Source organism: Paracoccus haeundaensis, assembly GCF_006239215.1.
GTDB lineage: Bacteria > Pseudomonadota > Alphaproteobacteria > Rhodobacterales > Rhodobacteraceae > Paracoccus > Paracoccus marcusii.
Genome location: NZ_VDDC01000007.1, coordinates 1 through 22,508 on the forward strand (window position 1 = coordinate 1; position 22,508 = coordinate 22,508).

20 protein-coding genes are annotated in these 22,508 nt (G+C 70.4%); 13 read left to right on the forward strand and 7 right to left on the reverse strand.

Features of this window, described 5'->3' with window-relative positions; genetic code table 11:
• The coding region (locus FHD67_RS02890; RefSeq protein ID WP_246071200.1) for a Glu/Leu/Phe/Val family dehydrogenase at positions 1-1,386 on the reverse strand (1,386 nt) is incomplete at its 3' end.
• A gap of 230 nt (positions 1,387-1,616) precedes the next feature.
• Here FHD67_RS02890 and FHD67_RS20365 point away from each other — a divergent pair.
• From FHD67_RS20365 to FHD67_RS02910, 4 genes are all read left to right on the forward strand, one after another.
• A complete protein-coding gene (locus FHD67_RS20365) occupies positions 1,617-2,255 on the forward strand; it encodes a TetR/AcrR family transcriptional regulator (RefSeq protein WP_176695041.1) in 639 nt (212 codons plus the stop codon).
• Positions 2,256-2,393: 138 nt separating this feature from the next.
• The gene (locus tag FHD67_RS02900) at positions 2,394-2,888 is read left to right on the forward strand and encodes a hypothetical protein (RefSeq protein WP_176695042.1); all 495 of its coding nucleotides are present in this window, start codon (positions 2,394-2,396) and stop codon (positions 2,886-2,888) included.
• A gap of 5 nt (positions 2,889-2,893) precedes the next feature.
• A complete protein-coding gene (locus FHD67_RS02905; RefSeq protein ID WP_045983098.1) occupies positions 2,894-3,175 on the forward strand; it encodes an I78 family peptidase inhibitor in 282 nt (93 codons plus the stop codon).
• A 46-nt stretch (positions 3,176-3,221) separates the two neighbouring features.
• Entirely contained in the window at positions 3,222-3,548 is a 327-nt protein-coding gene (locus FHD67_RS02910; RefSeq protein ID WP_045983091.1) for a DUF2794 domain-containing protein, read from the forward strand.
• Here FHD67_RS02910 and hrpB read toward each other — a convergent pair.
• Positions 3,545-5,992, reverse strand: a complete 2,448-nt coding sequence (gene hrpB / locus FHD67_RS02915) for an ATP-dependent helicase HrpB (protein ID WP_139597765.1) — start codon at positions 5,990-5,992, stop codon at positions 3,545-3,547. The genes FHD67_RS02910 and hrpB overlap by 4 nt on opposite strands.
• A gap of 116 nt (positions 5,993-6,108) precedes the next feature.
• Between hrpB and FHD67_RS02920 the strand changes: the two genes are divergently transcribed.
• Positions 6,109-7,479 carry a YcjX family GTP-binding protein gene (locus tag FHD67_RS02920; protein ID WP_139597766.1) on the forward strand — a complete coding sequence of 457 codons (1,371 nt, stop codon included), beginning with the start codon at positions 6,109-6,111 and terminating at the stop codon, positions 7,477-7,479.
• Positions 7,476-8,540, forward strand: a complete 1,065-nt coding sequence (locus tag FHD67_RS02925) for a YcjF family protein (protein WP_139597767.1) — start codon at positions 7,476-7,478, stop codon at positions 8,538-8,540. Before FHD67_RS02920 ends, FHD67_RS02925 begins: the two co-directional genes overlap by 4 nt.
• Here the strand turns inward: FHD67_RS02925 and FHD67_RS02930 are convergent.
• On the reverse strand, positions 8,537-8,986 hold the full coding sequence (locus FHD67_RS02930) for a GNAT family N-acetyltransferase (RefSeq protein ID WP_046000764.1): 450 nt from the start codon (positions 8,984-8,986) through the stop codon (positions 8,537-8,539). The genes FHD67_RS02925 and FHD67_RS02930 overlap by 4 nt on opposite strands.
• Positions 8,983-10,425: an MORN repeat-containing protein gene (locus FHD67_RS02935; protein WP_046000763.1), complete on the reverse strand. Its 1,443-nt coding sequence runs from the start codon at positions 10,423-10,425 to the stop codon at positions 8,983-8,985. The genes FHD67_RS02930 and FHD67_RS02935 overlap by 4 nt, the downstream gene beginning before the upstream one ends.
• 124 nt (positions 10,426-10,549) lie before the next feature.
• On the opposite strand from FHD67_RS02935, the gene FHD67_RS02940 reads away from it, so the two are divergent.
• Positions 10,550-12,208: an NAD+ synthase gene (locus tag FHD67_RS02940; RefSeq protein WP_139597768.1), complete on the forward strand. Its 1,659-nt coding sequence runs from the start codon at positions 10,550-10,552 to the stop codon at positions 12,206-12,208.
• A gap of 3 nt (positions 12,209-12,211) precedes the next feature.
• On the opposite strand, the gene FHD67_RS02945 is transcribed toward FHD67_RS02940, so the two are convergent.
• Together FHD67_RS02945 and FHD67_RS02950 are read right to left on the reverse strand one after the other, a co-directional pair.
• Positions 12,212-12,901, reverse strand: a complete 690-nt coding sequence (locus FHD67_RS02945) for a hypothetical protein (protein ID WP_139597769.1) — start codon at positions 12,899-12,901, stop codon at positions 12,212-12,214.
• A 76-nt stretch (positions 12,902-12,977) separates the two neighbouring features.
• Complete coding sequence (locus FHD67_RS02950) at positions 12,978-14,633, reverse strand: MFS transporter (RefSeq protein ID WP_246071201.1); 1,656 nt, start codon at positions 14,631-14,633, stop codon at positions 12,978-12,980.
• Between the two features lie 354 nt (positions 14,634-14,987).
• Between FHD67_RS02950 and FHD67_RS02955 the strand changes: the two genes are divergently transcribed.
• The 3 genes from FHD67_RS02955 (at position 14,988) to FHD67_RS02965 (ending at position 17,892) form a co-directional block, all read left to right on the forward strand.
• Positions 14,988-15,959 carry a L,D-transpeptidase gene (locus FHD67_RS02955; RefSeq protein ID WP_139597770.1) on the forward strand — a complete coding sequence of 324 codons (972 nt, stop codon included), beginning with the start codon at positions 14,988-14,990 and terminating at the stop codon, positions 15,957-15,959.
• A gap of 129 nt (positions 15,960-16,088) precedes the next feature.
• Positions 16,089-16,910 (forward strand): hypothetical protein, encoded by an 822-nt coding sequence (locus FHD67_RS02960; protein ID WP_139597771.1) that lies wholly within the window; start codon positions 16,089-16,091, stop codon positions 16,908-16,910.
• A gap of 46 nt (positions 16,911-16,956) precedes the next feature.
• Positions 16,957-17,892, forward strand: coding sequence for a lytic transglycosylase domain-containing protein (locus FHD67_RS02965; protein WP_246071203.1), 936 nt, complete (start codon positions 16,957-16,959; stop codon positions 17,890-17,892).
• Here the strand turns inward: FHD67_RS02965 and FHD67_RS02970 are convergent, their stop codons facing one another.
• A complete protein-coding gene (locus tag FHD67_RS02970; protein WP_139597897.1) occupies positions 17,893-20,091 on the reverse strand; it encodes a primosomal protein N' in 2,199 nt (732 codons plus the stop codon). It abuts the gene before it with no gap.
• Positions 20,092-20,210: 119 nt separating this feature from the next.
• Between FHD67_RS02970 and fsa the strand changes: the two genes are divergently transcribed.
• The 3 genes from fsa to FHD67_RS02985 are packed head-to-tail and all read left to right on the forward strand — an operon-like array spanning position 20,211 to position 22,477.
• Complete coding sequence (fsa, locus tag FHD67_RS02975) at positions 20,211-20,864, forward strand: fructose-6-phosphate aldolase (RefSeq protein WP_046000760.1); 654 nt, start codon at positions 20,211-20,213, stop codon at positions 20,862-20,864.
• A 24-nt stretch (positions 20,865-20,888) separates the two neighbouring features.
• On the forward strand, positions 20,889-21,569 hold the full coding sequence (locus FHD67_RS02980) for a DUF484 family protein (RefSeq protein ID WP_139597772.1): 681 nt from the start codon (positions 20,889-20,891) through the stop codon (positions 21,567-21,569).
• Positions 21,566-22,477 carry a tyrosine recombinase XerC gene (locus FHD67_RS02985; protein WP_046000759.1) on the forward strand — a complete coding sequence of 304 codons (912 nt, stop codon included), beginning with the start codon at positions 21,566-21,568 and terminating at the stop codon, positions 22,475-22,477. The genes FHD67_RS02980 and FHD67_RS02985 overlap by 4 nt, the downstream gene beginning before the upstream one ends.
• The last annotated feature ends 31 nt before the right edge of the window (positions 22,478-22,508 follow it).

Genomic DNA, 22,508 nt, shown 5'->3' on the forward strand with positions numbered 1-22,508 from the left:
CGCCACCACATAGGCCGCGGTGCGCATGTCCTGGACCTTGGGATTGCTGATCCAGACCTCCTTCATTTTCTTGAAGCTCTCGCGCATCGTGTCGTCCAGGCCGGACCGCACCAGCTCCAGCTCGTCCGCGCCGGTCAGGAACGCCTCCTTGAAGCCCTTGGACAGGGTCCAGTTCAGGCCGGTATCGGCCGACAGACGCTCCAGCTCCTCGACGATCATGCGGGCGCGGGCCTCCTCGTGGCGGCGCTCCAGACGGCCCAGGCTGATCTGCGACAGGTTCTTGACCCATTCGAAATAGGACACGGTCACGCCGCCGGCATTGGCGTACATGTCGGGAATGATCACGATCCCCTTGCGGCGCAGGATCGCGTCCGCGTCGGCGGTCACGGGACCGTTCGCCGCCTCGATGATCAGCTTGCAGCTGATGCGTTCGGCGTTGTCGGCGTGGATCACGCTTTCTACCGCGGCGGGGATCAGGATGTCGCACTCCTGCTCCAGCATGGCCAGGCCGTTCTCGTGATAGTCGCCGCCGGCAAAGCCCTTGATGCCGCCGGTCGCGCGGATATGGCCGCGCAGCGCGTCGATGTTGATGCCCTGCGGGTTGGTGATGGCGCCGTCGCGCTCGATCACGCCGGTGATCAGGCACTTGTCCTCGACCGACAGGAACTGGGCGGCGTGATAGCCCACGTTGCCCAGGCCCTGCACGATCACGCGCTTGCCCGCCAGCACGCCGGTCAGCCCGGCCTGCTTCATCACGTCGTCATGGCGGAAGAACTCGCGCAGCGCGTATTGCACGCCACGGCCCGTCGCCTCGACGCGCCCGTCGATGCCGCCCGCGGTGCGCGGCTTGCCGGTGACGCAGGCCTTGGCGTTGATGTCGTCCGGATGCAGCCGCTTGTAGGCGTCGGCCATCCACGCCATCTCGCGCTCTCCGGTGCCCATGTCAGGCGCGGGCACGTTCTGGGACGGAGAGATCAGGTTGCGGCGCGACAGCTCGTAGGTGAAGCGGCGGGTGATGCGCTCCAGCTCATCCTCGTTCCAGGCGCGCGGGTCGATGCACAGCCCGCCCTTCGATCCGCCGAACGGCACCTCGACCAGCGCGCATTTGTAGGTCATCAGGGCTGCCAGCGCCTCGACCTCGTCCTGGTTCACATCCAGCGAATAGCGGATGCCGCCCTTCACGGGCTCCATGTGTTCGGAATGGACCGACCGATAGCCGGTAAAGGTGTGGATCTGGCCACGCAGCCGCACCCCGAACCGCACCGTATAGGTGGAATTGCAGACCCGGATCTTCTCCTCCAGCCCCGGCGCAAGGCTCATCAGGCCTGCGGCATGGGTGAACATGCGGTCCACTGAATCCCGGAACGAGGTCGTGTTGACGGACATTGCTGCTTCCTCCTGGTGACGGCGCAAGGTCGATATGGCCGCACGCTAGGCCAATCCGCCCGGTGCCGCCACAGCGGATCGTCGCCGACGGCGCCATGTTTGCGATAAAAACCAGCAGCTTTTGCACGACGCGCAGCCCTGCCGGGGTTTTCCTTTTCACACCATTTATTATGCTGATAGGGAAACCGCCTCTCTATCCGCGGTGTTTGGATGGAAACCAAGGAAGAAGAATGAAGACCGATATTACCCATGCACCGGCCCCCGGCATCACGCGGGGCCGCAAATTCGATCAGGTCCGTGACGGGGCTGCCGTCATCTTTCTGCGCGACGGCTATGCGGCCGCCAGCGTCGACGACATCGCCCGGTCCGCCCGGGTGTCCAAGGCGACGCTCTACAGCTATTTCCCCGACAAATCCCTGATGTTCCGCGAGGTGCTGCGCGCCACGATGGACAGCGCCTTCCGCCAGCAGCCCTTCGCGGCCGACCCCGCGTCCCAAGCCCGGACCGAGCTGCCGCGGGTATTGTCGGACCTGGCGACATGGGCGCTGTCGGAACCGCGGCTCAGCCTGCTGCGGGTGATGACCGCCGAATCGACGCGCTTTCCCGACGATGCGCGCGACTATGACGACGCCTTGGCCAACCGCGTCGCGGCCCCCCTGGCGCAGATCATCGACGGCTGGATCGCCGCGGGACAGATCCGCGACCATGACAGCGGTCAATCCGCCCGCCAGCTGGTCGCGTTGATCACCGGGCAGGTCCAGCAGCCAGCCCTGCTGACGGGCACCACGCTGCCCGATGCGCAGGTCGCGCGGATCGCCCGCGACGCGGCGGCGCTGTTCCTGTCGGCCTACGGCCTGCAGGCCGCCTGAGGGCGCGACGCGCCCAGGGGCTGTTGCATTCCTGCGATGATCGAAACGTGATCCATCACCCCGCTTCTCAAGGCCGGAGGCGCGGCCTATGCTGGCGGGAACAAGGTCCGGAAACAGGACCGGCAGGGGTGACAGGCGATGATCAGCAAGGACTGGACGATTCGGGCCGCGATGGCCGCCGGCATGGCGCTGGCGGTGCAGGGCTGCGCGTCGTCGCCGAACCGCATGCCGCCCGCGGGCGGCTATGCGGGGCCTGCCTATGCGGCCCAGCCCGGCTATGCGCCCGCGCCCTATGCCGCCGCGCCCGCGCCCTATGCGGCCCCCGCACCGGCCCCCTATCCGACGGCGCCCTATCCGGCCGCAGCCCCCTTCCCGGCGGCACCCGTGGTGGCGGACCTGCCTGTTGCGACGACCGGCATCACCGGGGTGACCGAACGCAAGCCCGACCTGTGCAAGGCCAGCAGCTACGCCTCCAGCGTGGGTCAGCCCGGCAGCACGATCCCGACGCTCGGCCTGCCCGGCGCCTATCGCGTGGTCGAGTATCGCGGGATCGAACCCCAGGACTATGACCCCGACCGGCTCGTCTTCCGCCTGGATGCGACCGGCACCATCACCAAGATCGATTGCGGATGACCCACATGCACAAGACCACGCTTGCCCTGATCCTTGCCGCGACGGCCCTTGCCGCCTGCGAACCCGCCTATGTCGAGCCGACCCCGCCCCCGGTCGTCGACGAATGCGGCGCCGCCGGCTATCAGGGCCTGATCGGCCAGCCCCGCACGGCCCTGTCGGCGATGAACTTTCCCCTGGGCACCCGCGTGATCGGCCCCGAGGACATGGTCACCGCCGATTTCCGCCCCGACCGGCTGAACATCGAATACGGCGTGAACGGTCGCATCACCAAGGTCAGCTGCTTCTGACCCGTTTGGCGTTGCGCAGGCCGCGGCGGGCTGTCACCATCCCGACATGATGAACGCGATCCCGCCCGATGCCGACCGCGTGGTGTTCGACCGCAGGGAACTGAACCTGATCCTGTCGACCTACGGCCGCTTCGTGGCCGCGGGTGAATGGCGCGATTACGGCATGTCCTTTCTGCGCGACGCGGCGGTGTTCAGCGTCTTTCGCCGCGCCGCCGAACACCCTCTCTACCGGATCGAAAAGCGTCCTCGGCTGCGTGCGGCCCAAGGCGCCTATGCCGTGATCGCGATGGACGGGCGCATCCTGAAACGCGGCCACGACCTGGCCCAGGTGCTGCGTGTGCTGGACGCCAAGCTGATCCGCCCCATCGACTAGGTGCCGCGCGGCTTGGCCCGCACCGTCGGATCGGCCGCGGTCGGGTCCTCGGGCCAGGGATGGCGCGGATAGCGGCCGCGCATGTCCTTTCTGACATCGGCATAGGAGCTGGCCCAGAACCCCGGCAGGTCCATCGTCACCTGCACCGGCTTGCCGCCCGGCGACAGCAGCGTGATCCGCAGCGGCCGCCCGCCCACCGCCGGATGGCGGGTGACGCCGAACAGCTCCTGCAGGCGCAACTCGATCGACGGGTCCGCGCCCCCGTAATCGATCGGCACGCGGCGACCCAGGGGGGTGGTGAACTGCCCCGGCGCCTCCTGGTCCAACCGCTGCTGGCCTGCCCATCCGATCCGCGCCTTCAGCGGCTCGACCAGGTCCAGCCCGCGCAGATCGGCCAGCGTCCGCACCCGGCCCAGCCAAGGCAGCAGCCAGTCGCCATCCGACAGCAGGTCGGCATCCGCCACAGAGCCAAGGTCCGGCACCAGCGCGATCCGCGCCCGCAGACGCGCCGCGGCCGGGGTCCAGGGCAGCCCGTCCAGGCGCAATCCCTCCAACGCGGCCGCGGCCATCGCCTCGGCCGGGGCGTCGGGCCAGGGCCGGTCCGACAGCACCAGCGCGCCCAGCCGCTCCTGCAGGCGGGCGACGACGCGACCCTCGCGGCGCGACCATTCGCACAGGGCCTGCTGGCCGATCCGGTCGCCATGCAGCGCGCGCAGATCAGCCTCGTCCAGTCGCGCGGCCAGCCTGATGCGCGCCTCGCGCTGATCCCCGTCCAGATCCAGCGCCACGATCATCCGTTGCGCCGCCAGGCTGTCCTCCGATGCCAGCACCGCACCCTTACCGCCCGACAGCACGAACCGCGCGTCGTCACCCTTGCGACGCAGCCCGATCCGGTCGGGATAGGCCAGCGAGGCCATGCCGCCCGCCGACAGGGCCGACAGGGGGGGTGCGGGGGGGACATCGTCCCCCCCGCCGTCGCGGGACGCAACCAGCCGCCGCAACCGCTTTGCCTCGGCCCTGATCCTCTCGATGCCCTGCCGGTTCACCTCGAATGCCGCACGTGCCCCCGGATCGCGGATTGCGCGCAGCCGATGCTCCAGATCGGCCCCCGCCCCGCGCAGCGGGTCGCGGTCCGACAGCAGCGCCGCCAGATCGGCGGCAGCCGGCCCCGCCAGCGCCAGCATATGCGCCAGACGCGGATGCAGCGGCAGCCGTGCCAGCACCCGGCCATGCGCCGTGATCCGCCCCTCCGCATCCAGCGCGCCCAGATCGGCAAGCAGCGCCCGCGCCTCGGTCAGTGCGGCGTCCGGCGGCGGCGTCAGGAACGCCAGATCGGCGGCCCCCGCCCCCCAGACGGCCAGTTCCAGCGCCAGCCCGGTCAGGTCGGCCACGGCGATCTCGGGTGGCGCGAAAGCCGGCAGCACCCCCTCCTCGGCCCGTGCCCACATGCGATAGCAGATGCCCGGTGCCACCCGCCCCGCCCGGCCGCGCCGCTGCTCGGCCTCGGCGCGGCTGACGCGCTCGGTCACCAGCCGCGACATGCCGCTGCCCGGATCGAACCGGGCCCGCCGCGCGCGCCCCGCATCCACCACGACCCGCACGCCGGGGATTGTCAGCGACGTCTCGGCAATGGCCGTGGCCAGAACGATCCGCCGCACGGCTCCCGGCGGGGCCAGCGCCGCGCGCTGCGCCGCCGCCGGCAGCGCGCCATACAGGGGCAGCACCTCGCAGCCCGTCCCCGACAGGGCCGCCGTCACGCGGCGGATCTCTCCCTCTCCGGGCAGAAATGCCAGGATCGTGCCGCCCGTCTCGCGCGTCTCGTCCTCGGCCCTTGCGATCAGACGCGCGGCATCGTCCGCCAACCGCCCGCCCGCGGGCAGGGGCCGGTCCAGCCAGCGCGTCTCGACCGGAAAGGCCCGCCCCTCGGACGTCACCACGGGTGCGTCGTCCAGCATCGCCGCCACCGGCCCCGCATCCAGCGTGGCCGACATCACCAGCACCGCCAGATCCTCGCGCAGGGCGCCCCGCGCCTCCCAGACCAGAGCCAGCCCCAGATCGGCGTTCAGGCTGCGCTCGTGGAACTCGTCGAAGATCACGCAGCCCACGCCCTCCAGCGCGGGATCGGTCTGGATCATCCGCGTCAGGATGCCCTCGGTCACCACCTCGATGCGGCTGCCCCGAACCGATTCCCCGCGCATCCGGTATCCGACCCGCCCGCCCACGGCCTCGCCCAGGGACTGCGCCAAGCGCTCGGCCGCGGCGCGCGCGGCCAGGCGGCGCGGCTCCAGCATCAGGATGCGGCCCGCGACCTGATCCATCAGCGCCAGCGGCACCCGCGTCGTCTTGCCCGCGCCGGGCGGGGCCACCAGCACCGCGCGGCCGTGGCTGCGGATCGCCGCGCACAGCGCAGGCAGGGCGTCGTCGATGGGCAGGGCATCCGTCATGCCCGCCTTCTAGCGCCGCCGGGGCACCGGGCACAATCGCGCCGCTACACATCGCGCCTCCGCGGACCTATCTTGCACCCGCGGCGTTGGGTGTCGCGAAACGAACAGGGGCAGACATGGGTATCCGCAGCGACGTGATGGAGGGGCTGGGCCTGTCCGATCCGGTGATCCGCATCGGCGTGACGGGCCTGTCGCGGGCCGGCAAGACGGTGTTCATCACCTCGCTGGTGGCGAACCTTCTGGAACGCGGGCGCATGTCGTCGCTGCGCGCCGCCGCCGACGGGCGGCTCAAGGCGGTGTGGTTGCAGCCCCAGCCCGACGACACCATCCCCCGCTTCGACTTCGAACGCCACCTGGCCGCGCTGACCGGCCCCGATCCGCACTGGCCCGACGGCACGCGTCACGTCAGCCAGCTGCGCCTGTCGCTGCGCCTGCAGGGCGGCGGCATGTTCGGGGGGCTGCGCGGCGCGCGCAACCTGCATGTGGACATCGTCGATTATCCCGGCGAATGGCTGCTGGACCTGCGCCTGATGGAACGCGACTTTGCGCAATGGTCGACCGAGGTGCTGGACCGCATCGCGGGCCGCCCCGGCGCCGACCGGTTCCTGACCGCGCTGCAGGCGCTGCCCCGCGATGAAGGCTTCACCGAACCGCAGGCCCAGCAGCTGGCCGACATCTATACCGCGCATCTGAACGCGGCGCGCGACGCGGGCTGGTCGGACTGCACACCCGGCCGGTTCCTGATCCCCGGAGAGCTGGCGGGATCGCCCGCCCTGACCTTTGCGCCCCTGCCGCCCGACCTGCAGGCCACGCGGCTTGGCCGAGAATTCCGCCGCCGGTTCGATGCCTACAAGTCGCGGGTGATCCGGCCCTTCTTTCGCGACCACTTTGCCCGCATCGACCGCCAGGTGGTGCTGGTCGACATCCTGGGCGCGATCCATCAGGGCCCCCAGGCGGTCGAGGACATGCGCCGCGCCATGGCCGACATCCTGTCGGCCTTCCGCCCCGGCCGCGCAGGCTGGCTGGGCCAGCTTCTGGGCACGCGGCGGGTCGAACGCATCCTGTTCGCCGCGACCAAGGCCGACCACCTGCACCACACCCAGCACAACCGCCTGACCGCGATCCTGTCCGCCATGCTGCGCGAGGCTCGCGACCGCGCCGATTTCCAGGGCGCCCGGACCGAGGCGATGGCCATCGCCGCCCTGCGCGCCACGACCGAGGACATGATCGCCCAGCCCGACGGCGACCTGCCCGCCGTGCGCGGATGCCTGCTGGACGGGCGGCAGGCCGCGTTCTTTCCGGGCGAACTGCCCACCGACCCCGCGGTGCTGCTGCATCCCGCGCGGCAGGGCGCACAGGCATGGCTGGATGCCGATTACGCGATCATGAACTTTGCCCCCGCCCCCCTGACCACGCGTCCGGGCGACGGGCCGCCCCACATCCGGCTGGACCGCGCGGCCGAATTCCTGATCGGAGACCGCCTGTGACAGACGCCCCCAAACGCCCGCGCGGCCCGGTCCTGATGCCTCTGGACGACGATACCGGCACCCGGCCGCGGCCCCCCCGCACGGAAACCCGCGCGGACGACGCCCCAAGCCCCGCCGATGCCCCTGCCATCGACATCAGCGACGCCCCGCTGCCCCAGCCGCGCACCATGCAGATGGTGGCCCGCCTGGTCGGGCGCCCGCCATCGCGGCTGACGCGGCTGTTCATCAATGCCGGGGCGGCGCTGTTCACCTTCCTTCTGGGCGTGATGGCGCTGGATTTCATCGACGGGCTGATGACCCGCTATCCGCTGCTGGGCTGGATTGCCGTCACGCTGTTCGCGGTCTTCACCATCGCGGCCTTGGGGATGGCGTTGCGGGAATGGCGGGCATGGCGGCGGATGGCCAGGATCGACGCGCTGCAGCGGCAGGCCGGCGCCGCCCTGGCCGCCGAAAGCCTGGATCAGGCCAAGGCGGTCGCCGACGGCCTGGTCGCCCTCTATGCCAAGCGCCCCGAGATGGAGTGGCAGCGTCAGCGCCTGGCCGACCGCCGGGCCGAGACCTTTGACGCCCAGGCCCTGCTGACCCTGACCGAGACGGAGTTGCTGGCCGGGCTGGACCAGCAGGCGCGCCGCGAGATCGAGGCCGCCGCCCGGACGGTCGCCGCGACGACCGCGCTGGTCCCGCTGGCCCTGGCCGACGTGGCGGCCGCCCTGGCCGCGAACCTGCGCATGATCCGCCGCATGGCCGAGATCTATGGCGGGCGCGCCGGTGCCGTCGGCGGCTGGCGCCTGGCGCGGACGGTGATGACGCATCTGATCGCCACCGGCGCGGTGGCGGCCGGGGACGACCTAATCCACACGATGGCGGGGGGCGGCATTTTGGCCAAGCTGTCGCGCCGTTTCGGCGAAGGGTTGGTGAACGGCGCGCTGACCGCCCGCGTGGGCATCGCCGCGATGGAGGTGTGCCGCCCGCTGCCGTTCCTGTCCCAGCCCCGGCCCAAGGTCGGAAACCTGGTCAGCCGCGCGCTGACCGGCCTGTTTTCGAACGACGACGCCCGCTAGTCCAGCGCCAGCTTGTATCCGACATGCGACGGGACGAAGCCCAGCCCGTCATAGAACCGGTGCGCATCCTTGCGCGACCGGTCCGTCGTCAGCTGCACCAGCGCGCAGCCCCGTGCCCGGCATTCCGCGATGGCCCAGTCCATCATCGCCCGGCCCAGGCCCGCGCCACGGTGGCTGCGGGCGACGCGCACCGCCTCGATCTGGCCACGCAGTGCGCCGCTGCGCGCCAGCCCCGGGATGAAGGTCAGTTGCAGGGTGCCGACCACCCGGTCCCCGTCCTGCGCCACGGCCAGCAGCTGCGCCGGATCGGCGTCGATCAGGTCGAAGGCCGCACGATACCGCGCGGCATCAGCCGGGTCCTCTCGCCCTGCGCCTAGCGGATCGTCGGCCAGCAGGGCAAGGATCGCGGGCAGGTCGGCCGCGGTGGCGCGGCGGAACGCGGTCACGGGGCCTCGGCCGGCAGGTCGGGCGCGTCTTCGGTGGGGGCCATGTCGGTCGATCCCTGGTCGGCCTCGATCAGGCGGTTGTCCTGCCATTCGCCCGACGCGATCTGGCCGGTGGCATAGCGCATGACGCCCTGCCCCTGGCGCTTGCCCGCGGCAAAGGTGCCCTCGTACCGGTCGCCGTTGCCATAGGTCGCGACGCCGGTGCCGTCGATCTCTCCCGCCTTCCAGCCGCCTTCATAGATGAACCCGTCGGGCGTGGTCAGGCGGCCCTGGCCCTCGCGCAGCCCGTCCACGAAGCTGCCGGTATAGACCGTGCCGTCGGGATAGGTGGCCTGCCCCTCGCCGTGGCGCTGGCCGTCCTTCCAGGCACCGGAATAGACATAGCCGTCGGGATAGGACATGCGCCCCTGCCCGTCGTTGCGCGCGTTGCGAAAGCCCCCCTCATAGACCATGCCGTTGGCATAGCTGGCCTTGCCCTCGCCCTCGATCACGCCCTCGGACCACTGGCCCTCATAGGTCGAGCCGTCGGCATAGGTGATCTTGCCGGTGCCGTCGGGCCGGTCGGCGCGCATCTGGCCCAGATAGACGGACCCGTCGGGATAGGTGATCTGGCCGCGGCCCTCCATGCGGCCTTCGGACCATTCGCCGACATAGACGTAGCCGTCCGCGCCGGTGAACGTGCCCTGGCCGTGGCGGCGGTCATCGGCGAAATCGCCGTCATAGACGTCGCCGTTGGCATAGGTCGCGACACCCTTGCCCTGCCGGCGCCCGCCCTGCATCTGGCCATCGTACCGATCGCCCGTCGGCTGGACCAGCACCCCCGACCCGGACATCTGGCCCGCTGCCCAGACCCCCTCGTAGGTCAGCCCGTCCGACATCACCAGCTTGCCCTGGCCCGCGCGCTGGCCGGCCAGCATCGCGCCCTCATAGGTGGCGCCGTCGGGATAGGTGATCTTGCCCTGCCCCTCCTTGACGCCGGCGTTCCAGTCGCCCTCGTAGCGATAGCCGTTGGCCTGGGTCAGCACGCCGCGCCCCTGATGCAGGCCGCTGACGAACTGACCCTCGTAGACGGACCCGTTGGCATAGCGGGCGACGCCCTGCCCGGTGATCTCTCCCTCGGCCCAGGCGCCTTCGTAGGTGCCGCCGTCGGCATAGGTGATCTTGCCCTGGCCATGCGGCTTGCCGCCCGCGAACTGGCCCTCATAGACGGACCCGTTGGGAAACGCGGCGCGGCCCTGGCCCATGATCTGGCCCTCGACCCAGTCCCCCTCGTAGCGATAGCCGTTGGGCAGGACATAGCTGCCCTGGCCGTGCTGCAGCCCGTTGCGGAAGGTGCCTTCGTAGACGCCGCCATCGTCGTACTGCTTGGTGATGACCTGGGCGGCCGCGGGGCCTGCCCAGATCGCCAATGCCAAGGCCGTTCCGATTGCCGCTTTCATCGCCTGTCGCCCCTTACGGTGTTTTGCCGCAGGTTTACCCCGGAAGGCACCCATGCGCAAAGGCCGACTTTTCCTTGGCCGGGCGATCCTCTATCCAAGGGGCCACACAACCGGGGTGCCCGTGATGACCGACCGTTTCCGCCTGACCATCGGGCAGCTGAACGCCACCGTGGGCGACCTGGACGGCAATGCCGCCCGCGCGCGCGATGCCTGGGAACAGGCGCGCGATGCAGGCGCCGACATGCTGGCCCTGCCAGAGATGTTCATCACCGGATACCAGACCCAGGACCTGGTGCTGAAGCCCGCCTTCACCGCCCAGGCCGAGGACGCGATCATGGCGCTTGGCATGTCGCTGACGGGCGGTCCCGCCATCGGCATCGGCGGGCCGTGGCGCGACGGCGGCCGTCTTTACAACGCATGGTGGGTGTTCCGGGACGGGGCGCTGGTGGCGCGCGTGCTGAAGCACCACCTGCCCTACAAGCAGCTGTTCGACGAATTGCGCCTGTTCGACAGCGGCCCGATCAGCGGCCCCTATCCGGTGGGCGCAGCCCGCATCGGCAGCCCGATCTGCGAGGACAGCTGGTACCCGGACGTGGCCGAAACCCTGGCCGAGACCGGGGCCGAGATCCTGGTCGTGCCGAACGGCAGCCCCTATCACCGCGACAAGCTGGACCTGCGCATGGGCCACATGGTCGGCCGCGTGGTCGAGACGGGCCTGCCCTTGGTCTATGTGAACATGGTCGGCGGACAGGACGACCAGCTTTATGACGGGGCCAGCTTCGTGCTGAACCCCGGCGGCCACAAGGTCGTGCAGCTGCCCGCCTTCCAGGAGGCGGTGGTGCATGTCGACTTTACCCATGGCCCCGATGGCTGGCGCGCCGAACCGGGCGTAATGGAGCCCCAGCCCGACGCGTGGGAACAGGATTACCACGCGATGATGCTGGGCCTGCGCGACTATCTGCGCAAGTCGGGGTTCCGCAAGGTGCTGCTGGGCATGTCGGGGGGCATCGACAGCGCGCTGGTCGCCACCATCGCCTGCGACGCGATCGGGCCGGAAAACGTGCGCTGCGTGATGCTGCCGTCGGAATACACGTCGCAGGCCAGCCTGGAGGACGCGGCCGATTGCGCGACGCGGCTTGGCGCGCGGCTGGACACCGTGCGCATCGACGGGGCGCGCGACGCGGTCGGCGGCGCACTGGCGCATCTGATGGAGGGCACGAGCCCAGACATCACCGAGGAGAACATCCAGTCCCGCCTGCGCGGCGTGATGCTGATGGCGCTGTCCAACAAGTTCAACGAGATGCTGCTGACCACCGGCAACAAGTCCGAGGTCGCGGTGGGCTATGCCACCATCTATGGCGACATGGCGGGCGGCTACAACCCGATCAAGGACCTCTACAAGACGCGGGTGTTCGAAACCTGCCGCTGGCGGAACGCCAACTATCGCGACTGGATGATGGGTGCGCCCGGAGAGGTGATCCCCCAGCGGATCATCACCAAGCCGCCGTCGGCCGAACTGCGCCCCGACCAGCGCGACGACGACAGCCTGCCGCCCTATGAGGTTCTGGACGCGATCCTGGACGGGCTGGTGGAACAGGATCTGTCGCTGGCCGATCTGGTCGCGCGGGGGTTCGATGCGGACACGGTGCGGCAGGTGGAAAAGCTGCTCTATGTCAGCGAATGGAAGCGATATCAGGCCGCACCGGGGCCGCGCATCTCGACCCGCGCCTTCTGGCTGGACCGCCGCTATCCGCTGGTGAACCGCTGGCGCGACCGGCTGTAGGTTTCAGAACTCCAGCCAGGTGCCCAGCCGGACGGCCTGTTCGGACGGGCCGGACAGGGGATTGACCATGCCCAGTTCCACCTTGACCGGGCCCGGCACGTCGAAGACCAGCGACGACATCAGCCGGGCGGAATATTCCTCGTCCTGGGGGTGCTCCAGCCACAGGCTGTTGATGACCATCAGCCCGTCACGCGGACGCAGGCCCAGGGTCACGTCGGTCTTGATCACCCGTTCGGCGGTCAGGAAGCTGGCGGCAAAGGACGGGCGCATGGGCGCGCGCGGGTCCGGCGCGCTGCCGGTCATCTTGGCCAGCACCTGCGCGGTGATCCAGCCCCGGTCGAAACCGCGCCCCCAGGACAGCGCGCCCTGGACCACCGGCAGGGCAAGGTCGTCCCGCCGGATCACCCCCGCGCCCGATTGCATGGCAAAGCGGTTCGGGCCCTGACCGTCGTCCAGCGCGCGTTGCAGCCACAGGACGGCACTGGTCTCCGCCTGATCGGCGCGGCCCAGTTCCATCCCCAGCGTGGTGCGCGGCGTCAGCCCGTATTCGGCATAGGCCGAGGCATAGCTGCTGTCCGCGCGATTGCGTTCCCCCGACAGCGACAGGAAGGTCCGCCCGGCCTCGCGAGGCCAGGGCCCGGCCTGCACCGCGGCGGGCAGCATCAGCGCCAGGAACAGGACAAGTCTGATCATCGGCCGGCCCTTTCGTGCCACGGGTCGCCCCAGATCTGGCACAACCCGCGCGTGCGGGCGAGAGGGAAACGATCCGTCAGGGGATCTCGATCTTGCCCACCAGGGGCACGTCGTCCTGGGGGCCGACAGTGTGACGCTCGATCATGCGGTGGACCAGCGGGTCGGTGTCGCCCTTGTGCAGCGCGCGCAGGGCCACCGCGACCTCGGCATCCGACTTGGTGCGGCGCAGGTTGTGGCGGACATATTCGTCCCAGGTCGCGATGTGATAGCTTTCGCTCCACTGGTCGGGATGCTCCAGGTCGCGCAGCAGCGACCAGTTGCGCGCCCCGTCCCGCCTGCGGATGTTGCGCCGCCGCTGCATCAGGCGCAGGAATTCCGGCACATCGGCCTGGTCGATGCGGTAATCGACCATCACCATGATCGGCCCCGACCGCCCCCGCAGGTCCAGCATCAGCGCGGGCTCGCGGAAGCGGTTTACCGGGTCCAGATCCACCGCCCCGAATTCGGGCGCCCGCAGCCAGAACCCGATGGCAGCCCCCAGCAGCAGCACGCCCCCGGCGGCCGTCAGCGCCGCATCCAGGCCCTGCGTGCCCGCCACCATGCCCCAGATCCAGGCGCCGGCCGCCATGCCGCCGAAGGTCGCCATCTGGTACAGCGCCAATGCGCGGGCCACGACCCAGCGCGGCGTGGACAGCTGCACCGTCACGTTGAACAGCGACAGCGCCAGCACCCAGGACGCCCCCGCAGGCAGCATTGCCGCCGCGTGCAGCCAGACCGACTGGGTCTGGCCCAGGACCAGGGCCGAGACCGCAAAGCCCGCAAAGGCCATGCGCACGACGTTCTCGTTGTTCAGCCGGGCGCGGATGCGAGGGTTCAGCAGCGCCCCGCCGATCGCGCCGACGCCATAGCATCCCAGCAGGCCGCCAAACAGCAGCGATCCCCCCTCGGGGTGGCTCTTGGCGACCAGCGGCAGCAGCGCCAGTACGGCGATGGCGGCAAAGCCGAACAGCGCGCCGCGCGACATCACCCGCAGCAGGTTGGGCGACAGCGCGACATAGCGCAGGCCCGCACCCATCGCGGCCATGAACGGTTCGGGCGTGGTGACGCGCGGCGCCAGCTTGGGCTTCCATTGCGACATCGCCCCCAGCAGCGGCAGATAGCTGATGGCGTTGACCGCAAAGGCAGCCGACGCGCCCAGCGTGGCAACGATCAGGCCGCCCGCCGCGGGCCCCACGCTGCGCATCAGGTTGAAGCCCACGGAGTTCAGGCTGACCGCCGCGGGCAGGTCCTTCCGGTCGACCAGATCGCCCATGCTGGCCTGCCAGGGCGGGTTATAGACCGCCTGCCCCGCCCCCAGCAGGAAGGTGAAGCCCAGCAGCAACCACGGCGTCAGCCCCCCCGTCCAGGCCACCGCGGCCAAGGCCAGCGACACCACCGCCATGAAGATGAGCGCGCCCATCAGCAACGTCTTGCGGTCAAAGATGTCGGCCAGCGCCCCCGCCCCGATCGCCAGCAGCATGATCGGCAGCGTGTTCGAGGCCTGCACCAGCGCGATCAGCGTGGCGCTGTCGGTCAGCTGGGTCATCAGCCAGGCCGCGCCCACGGCCTGCACCAGGCCGCCGAAGTTCGACACCAGCGTCGCGCTCCACAGCAGGCGAAAGTCGCGATAGCGCAGCGGCGCCAGCGCGCCGGTCCGGGCGGGGACGGTGGTGGGGTCTGTCGAAGGGGTCACGGATCGGCCTTTCCTGCGGCGGGCATCGCGGTCAGCCTAGGCGGGCACCCGCGAACCCGCAACGCCGGCGCCCGCCCGATCGCCGCAAAGTTTTCGCCTGCACATGAAACCCGAAGACACGCCAAGTTGTTCATTAGGCGCATAAAGGTGATCCACCTGACGCCGTAGCGCCACAGAGATCGGGCGCAGACGCGGCACGGACCCCGTCGAGGGTGGCTCGGGGTTGACGCGGATCGGCGGGCGGCCTCATGGAAGAACATGCGAATCGCGCCCGCCCTGCGGCGCAACAGAACAGATGCTGCCTCGGAACCGCCTCTGCCGGCGCGACCGACGATGAACAAGGAACAAGCAACGATGCGCCTCGCTTCCCTTTTCGCGGCGCTGGCCCTGGGGCTGGCGGCCTGCGGTCCCTCGCAAGAGACCACGACCCCCACCGCCCAGCAGCCGGTCGAGATCCCCGAGATCTACAAGGCCCGCACCGACCGCGGCCCGGACGGAGAGCCGATTCCCATCGCGGCCGTCCGCGCTGCCTATCTGAACGACCGCAACACCCGCCAGCTGGTGTCCTATAACGGCACCGAGGCCCCCGGCACCATCGTCGTCGACCCCTATGCGCGCGTCCTCTATCACGTGCAGCCCGGCGGCCAGGCGATGCGGTACGGCGTGGCGGTGGGGCGCGCGGGCCTGACCTTCGAAGGTCGCGCCACGATCGCGCGCAAGGCGGCCTGGCCCAGCTGGCGCCCGACCGACAACATGCTGCGGACCGAACCCCAGCTTTACGGCCAGTTCGCGGGCGGCCTGCCCGGCGGCATGCAGAACCCCCTGGGGTCGCGCGCGCTGTACCTGTACCAGGGCAGCGTCGACACCTATTACCGCATCCACGGCACGCTGGACCCCTCGTCCATCGGCAAGGCCACGTCGGCGGGCTGCATCCGGATGTTCAATCAGGACGTTATCGACCTGTTCGAACAGATCCCGACGGGAACCGAGGTGATCGTCCGTTCGCAGGCCGAAAGCGTCGCGATGGAAGGCCCGATGCAGGAAACGCCCGAAGGCTATGTCGTACCCGCCGCCGCGGTGCAGCCGACGGCCGACCCGGCCGTGAGCGCGACCGCGACCGCGCAGGTCGCATCCGCGCCGATGCAGACTGCGACGGTCGCATCCGCACCGGTCGAATCTGCCGTGCCGACGGGGTTCACCGATCCCTACGCCGCAATGACGGCGGTGCCGGCCGCGACCTCGGTCCAGCCGTCGCTGGTCAGCGATCCGTTCGCCACGGATGCGGGCTTCGTCTCGCCGGTCGAAAGCGCCGTGCCCTCCCGGTAACGGGGCGGCCACGCCTGCGAAAAGATCAGGGGGCTCCGGTTGCGACCGGGGCCCTTTCCAATTGCAAATGCGCCGATTCCTGCGCACAGTCCTGCCGAACACATCATCCGTCCGCCAAGGGTCCCGCGAATGCCGAATTATGCCAAGCGCGAACAGGAACTGCTCAACCCCGATCAACTGACGCTGGCTGAACAGAGCCGCCATCCCGCGCTTGGGGCGCTGGACGATGCGGCGTTGCTGACGCTGATCGACGCGCTGCGCGCCGCGCGGGCCGAGGCGACGACCGCCGAGGGCGACCCGGCCCCGGCCGAGATGCTGCGCGCGGCCCTGCGCCGGACCGACATGGAACGCCGCAAGCGCCGCCTTGCCGCGCCCGGCACCCCCTCCGCAGCGCCGGCGGCGGCCAAGGCGGCGGCCAAACCTGCCGGTGCCAAGCCCGCGACCGCCAAGCGCAAGCAGGCGACCGTGCCGCGCACCCCCGCCGACCGCAAGTCCGCCGAGACGCGCAAGACGGACCTGCGGACGGAACCGCACCGCATTCCCAAGCGCGGTGCAAAGGCCGCGCCCGCCCCGGCTGACGCCGTGGCGGAGACCGCGACCACCGCGACTGCAGGCGACGACAAGGCGCAGAAATCCGCCAAGCAGGCGGCCCGCAAGGCCCAGAAGGACGCCACCAAGGCCGTCGAGAAGGAAGCCGCCAAGGCCGCCCGCAAGGCGGAGCGCCAGGCCGCCAAGCAGGCCCAGAAGGCCGAGGCCAAAGCCGCCAAGGCCGCCGAGAAGGAGGCCGCCAAGACCGCGCGCCGCGCCGCCCGCAAGGCCGAACGTCAGGCCGAGACCCCCGAGGCCAAGGCCGCGCGGAAAAGCGCAAAGCCCGCCAAGGACAAGCCCGCAAAGGCGAAGTCGGCCGATGCCAAGCCCGCCAAGAAATCCAAGTCGAAGAAGTCCAAGTGATCGTCCGCCCGCGCACCGGGCGCGGGTGGATGAACGGCCCGTCGCGATGATGACCCTTTTCAGACATCTTGGTGCCGCCGTCGTGGCGCTGTTCTGCGTGGCCGCGCCCCTGTCCGCGCGCCCCGCCATCGACGCCGCCCACGGCCTGCCCCCGCCCCGCACGTCCGAAGACCTGCGCTGCAGCGATGACGGGCGCGACTGCATCGCGCGCGACAGCTATGCCGCGGATGTCTGCAAGCTGATCGAACGCAATGCCGCCGATCACGGGCTGGACCCGGCCTTCCTGGCGCGCCTGCTGTGGAAGGAGAGCCGGTTCGAACCCTCTGCCGTCAGCCCGGCGGGCGCGCTTGGCATCGCGCAATTCATGCCGGGCACGGCCGATCTGTATTGGCTGGACGATCCGTTCAACCCCGCGCAGGCCATTTCCAAGGCCGCGTGGTATCTGGGCCAGTTGCGCGACCGGTTCGGCAATATCGGCCTGGCCGCCGTCGCCTATAACGGCGGAGAGAACCGCGCTGCGCGGTTCATCGCGCAGGCCACGACCCTGCCCTATGAGACGGTCGACTATGTCGAATCGATCACCGGGTTCAGCGCGCATCGCTGGCGCGACAACCCCCCGCCCCAGCAGGAGGTCAAGCTGGCCCTGGCCGACGACCAGGCCTTTCGCCCGGCCTGCGAGCGGATGGCCGGCGACCGGTCGCTGCGCGAGTTCAACACCCAGCCCCCGGCGATGCCCTGGGGCGTGGTCGTGGCCAGCCATCCCAGCCAGGCGGGCGCGGCCCAGCAGGTCGCGCGGCTGAACCGCACCCTGCGGCCGATCCTGACCGACGGGGCGCGGGTGGGCTATGTCCGCAAGCGGCTGAACAGCATGCCGCGCGCCGTCTTCACCGCGCAGGTCGGCTATTCGTCGCGCGACGAGGCCACGCGGTTCTGCAACCGGTTCAAGTCGCTTGGCGGACGCTGCATCGTGCTGAAGAACTGATCACAGAAAGCTTTGCGGGTCGATGTCCACGGACAGGCGCATGTTCGTGGGCAACCTGATCCCCGACAGCCAATCGGCGATCGCCGCCTGCAGCGGCGCCTGACGCGGCGCGCGGATCAGCATGCGCATGCGGTGGCGTCCCCGCACCCGCGCGATGGGCGCAGGCGCCGGGCCCCACAGTTCGGCCCCGACCTCGGCCAAGGGGGTGGCCAGACCGGCCAGATGGCGCGCGAAATCGGCGACCGTGCCCAGGTCCGGATGGGACAGGATGATCCCCGCCAGTCTGCCGAAGGGCGGCATGCCCGCCGCCTGACGGCCCGCGGCCTCGGCATCCCAGAACGTCTCGTCCTGGCCTGACAGGATCGCCCGGATCACCGCGTGATCGGGCTGGTGCGTCTGCAGAAGCGCCACCCCCGGCGCCGCCCCCGACTGCCGCCCGGCCCGCCCCGCCACCTGGCGCATCAGCTGAAAGCTGCGTTCCGCCGCGCGCAGATCGGCCCCCTGCAGGCCCAGATCGGCATCGACCACGCCCACCAGCGTCAGACGCGGAAAGTTATGCCCTTTGGCCACGATCTGCGTGCCGATGATGATGTCGGTATCGCCTTCCGAGATCTGGGCGATCGTCTCCTTCAGCGCGCGGGCGGACTGGAACAGGTCCGACGACAGCACGGTGGCCTTGGCGTCGGGGAACCGCGCCGCGACCTCCTCGGCGATGCGTTCGACGCCGGGGCCGATGGGCGCCAGCTTGCCCTCGACCCCGCAGCTGGGACAGGCGGTGGGGATGGGGCGCGTCTCTCCGCATTGGTGGCAGACCAGGCGGTTCTGGAACCGGTGTTCCACCATCCGCGCATCGCATTGATGGCAGCCGATCTGCTCGCCGCAGGCTCGGCAGACGGTGACCGGCGCAAACCCGCGCCGGTTCAGGAAGATCAGGGATTGCTCACCCTTGGCCAGCCGGTCGGTCACCGCCTGCGCCAGCGTCGGAGAGATCCAGCGCCCCTGCTCCATCGCCTCGGCGCGCAGGTCGATGGCGGCCATCTGCGGCAGCTCGGCCTCGCCATAGCGGGACCGCAGGTCCAGGCGCGCGTATTTCCCGGTCGCGGCGTTCACCCAGCTTTCCAAGGAGGGCGTGGCCGAGGCCAGCACCACCTGCGCGCGGTTGATGGAGGCGCGCAGCACCGCCATGTCGCGGGCGCTGTAATAGACGACGTCCTCCTGCTTGTAGCTGCCATCATGCTCCTCATCGACGACGATCAGGCCCAGATCGGCAAAGGGCAGGAACAGCGCCGAACGCGCGCCGACGACCAGCCCGACCTGACCGCGCCCGGCCATGTGCCACAGCCGGCGGCGTTCGGTGCGGGTGATGCCGCTGTGCCATTCGCCGGGCCGCGCGCCGAACCGCGCCTCGACCCGGTCCAGGAATTCGGCCGACAACGCGATCTCGGGCAACAGGACCAGTGCCTGCCGCCCCTGCGCCAGGCATTCAGCCACGGCCTCAAGATACACCTCGGTCTTGCCCGACCCGGTGACCCCACGCAGCAGCGTGGTGCCGTAACCGCCTGCCCGGATCGCGCCGCGCAGCGTGTCGGACGCCGCCTGCTGATCGGGGGCCAGGGGCTTGCCCGGCCGCGTGGGGTCCAGCGCGGGATAGGGCAGATCGCGCGGTGCCTCGATCTCGGTCAGGGCACCGCTGGCGACCAGGCCCTTGACCACCGACGTGCCGACGCCCGCCAGCTGTGCCAGTTCCGATGCGGCAAAGCTGGCCCCGCCGTGATCGGCCATGACCTGCAGCACGCGGGTCCGCGCCTCGGTCGCACGACCGGGCTGGCCCGTGCCCGGCACGATGATCCGCCGCGCGGCGGGCGGCTGGTCGATGTCGGGCGCGCGCGTGGCCATGCGCAGCATCAGCGGCAGCGGCGTCAGCGTGTATTCCGCCGCCCGCGTCAGAAAATCCAGGAAGCGCGCATCGAAGGGCTGTGCGTCCAGCACGCGGGCGACGGCGCGCAGCTTGGCCAGGTCGAAATCGCCCTTGCCCGGCCCCCAGACCAGCCCAAGCACCCGGCGCGGCCCCAGGGGCACCAGCACCAGCTGTCCCTGGCGCACGCCCTCGTCGGGTGCCAGATAGTCCAGCACGCCGACCGTCTCGGCGGTCAGCACCGCGATGCGGGCGCGGGGGGGAAAGAATTCGGGCGGGGTCATGATGGCGCGATAAAGACGGGGCCGCGCGCCGGTTGCAAGCCCTCGCATGGGTTGTGCCCCTTCCCGCCCGCCCCCATCTGCAGTATCACCCAGACAAACGCACCCTGAGGAGACGCGCCATGAAATTCTTTGTCGACACCGCCGATATCGCCGCGATCAAGGAGCTGAACGACCTGGGCATGGTCGATGGCGTCACCACCAACCCGTCGCTGATCCTGAAATCCGGCCGCGCCATCGCGGAGGTCACGGCCGAGATCTGCGCCATGGTCGAGGGTCCCGTCAGCGCCGAGGTCGTGGCCGAGAAGGCCGACGACATGATCGCCGAAGGCCGCCACCTGGCCAAGATCGCGCCGAACGTCTGCATCAAGGTGCCGCTGACCTGGGACGGCCTCAAGGCCTGCCGCGTGCTCTCGGACGAGGGCCACAAGCTGAACGTCACGCTGTGCTTCAGCCCGGCGCAGGCGATCCTGGCCGCCAAGGCGGGCGCGACCTTCATCAGCCCATTCATCGGTCGCCTGGACGACATCCACCTGGACGGCATGGACCTGATCGCCGACATCCGCGAGATCTATGACAACTACGGCTACGAGACCGAGATCCTGGCGGCATCGATCCGCACGGTGAACCACATCGTGGACGCGGCCAAGATCGGCGCCGACGTGATCACCGCGCCGCCCTCGGTCATCAAGTCGATGGCGAACCACATCCTGACCGACAAGGGTCTGGCACAGTTCAACGCGGACTGGGCCCAGACCGGCCAGAAGATCCTCTGATCCGCGCCCCCCGGAGAGACCCGCATGAGCGACGCGCTGGACCCTGAAACCCGCGACCGGCTGCTGGCTGATCCGGGCGCGATCCTGGCCGACCGGGACCTGATGCGGGCCCTGGTCGCCGCACGCGAGGCCGAGGTCGGCGACAACGTCATCGACATCCGCGGCCGCGCGATGCAGGCGCTGGAGACCCGGCTGGACCGTCTGGAATCCACGCATGAAAGCGTGATCGCCGCCGCCTATGACAACCAGTCCGGCATGGCGGTGATCCACCGTGCCGTCCTGGGCCTCTTGGAGACGGCCGACCTGGCCGACTTCATCGCCGCCCTGCAGACCGACATCGCCCCCTTGCTGCGCATCGAGACGCTGCGCCTGGTGGTCGAGGACGATCCCGCTCTGGACCTGCCGCGCGATGCGGTGGCGGTCCCCCACGGCACCATCGACCGCATCCTGACCGCCGGGCGGCGGGCGCCGCGCGGCGACGACATCGTGCTGCGCGCGGCCCTGGTGGTGACCCGCCCCCTGCATGGCCGCACCATCGCGTCCGAGGCATTGCTGCCCCTGGACCTGGGTCCGGCGCGGCCGCGCACGGTACTGCTGATGGGCAGCAGCGATCCGACGCGGTTCATGCCCGCGCATGGCACCGACCTGCTGCGGTTCTTCGGCCAGGTGTTCCGCATGGCCCTGCTGGCGCGGTTGCCCGGATGATGGCCCCGGCCACGGCCGACGCCCTGCACCGCTGGCTGGAGACCGAGGCCGCGGCCCGCGACCGGTCCGACCATACGGTGACCGCCTATCGCGCCGACCTGGTCGCGTTCCTGCAGTTCATCGCGGCCCACTGGGGCGAACCCGTCCCCCCCGCGGCCCTGGCCCGCCTGCGCCAGGCCGACATGCGCGCATTCGCCGCGTCCGAACGCGGCCGGGGTCTGGGCGCGCGGTCGCTGGCGCGGCGCATGTCCGGGGTGCGGTCGTTCCTGCGCTGGATCTCTGACCGCGAGGGGCTGGACCTGTCCGCCGCCCTGTCGACCCGCAGCCCGAAATACAGCCGCAGCCTGCCGCGCCCGCTGACCCCCCTGCAGGCCCAGGACACGCTGGACCGCGTGGCCGATCACGCAACCCCCTGGGTGGGCGCGCGCGACCTGGCGGTGCTGACCCTGCTGTGGGGGTCGGGGCTGCGCATCTCCGAGGCGCTGGCGCTGGAGGGGGCGGACTGGCCCTTTCCGGAAGGGCTGATTATCCGCGGCAAGGGCGGGCGCGAACGGCAGGTGCCGGTCCTGCCGGTGGCCCGCGACGCGATCGCGACCTATCTGCGCCTGTGCCCCTGGGGGCACCGCACCGACGCGCCGCTGTTTCGCGGCATCCGCGGCGGCCGCCTGACCGCCAGCGCGGTCGAGGCCGCGATGCGCCAGGCCCGCGCGGCCATCGGCCTGCCGGCCAGCGCGACGCCCCATGCCCTACGCCACAGCTTTGCCACGCATCTTCTGTCCGCGGGCGGCGATCTGCGCACGATCCAGGAACTTTTGGGCCATGCCAGCCTGTCGACCACCCAGGTCTATACCGGGGTGGACGACGCGCGGCTGATGGCCGTCTATCGCGCCGCGCACCCGCGCGGTTGAACCCCGGCGCGCCCGCAGGCGTTTGCCCCAT